Genomic DNA, 533 nt, shown 5'->3' on the forward strand with positions numbered 1-533 from the left:
TGCGTTTAAGCAACGATGCCAACAGCAAGATGACACCAATAACCAGCACAAGTGAAGCCAAGGTGATCGCTACATCGAGCTTATTGGGTGCAGCCGCAAATGCATAAGGAGCACTCAGCATTAAACCGAGTGCTCCTGTGATTTGCTTCAATCTCTTTGTGATTGAACTTGTCATATTAACGCAGCTTTTTGATGCGTTCAGTTTGGCTGATCACATCAGTCAAACGGATACCAAACTTGTCGTTCACTACCACGACTTCGCCGTGCGCAATCAACGTACCGTTAACCAAGACATCAAGCGATTCACCCGCTAGGCGGTCTAGCTCTACGACCGAACCTTGGTTCAATTGCAATAGGTTACGAATGCTGATTTGCGAACGTCCCACTTCCATCGAGATGGTAACGGGAATGTCCATGATGGTATCGAGTTTACGACGTTCATCGTCGGTAATTGGTCGAGAAGTATCTTTCAGCTCTTCCAGTGGCGCTGCCAATACTTCATCTACATCAATAGAAGGTGCAGACGGGTCTTC

1 protein-coding gene and 1 pseudogene are annotated in these 533 nt (G+C 47.1%); both read right to left on the reverse strand.

Annotated elements, in window-relative coordinates:
- Positions 1-175: pseudogene (locus tag R8N47_RS27970) on the reverse strand (flagellar biosynthetic protein FliO); the annotation flags it as partial.
- A gap of 1 nt (position 176) precedes the next feature.
- Positions 177-533: flagellar motor switch protein FliN (gene fliN, locus R8N47_RS27975; RefSeq protein ID WP_318186456.1), on the reverse strand; the 357-nt coding region annotated here is incomplete at its 5' end.

It is taken from the genome of Vibrio sp. 2132-1 (assembly GCF_033344315.1).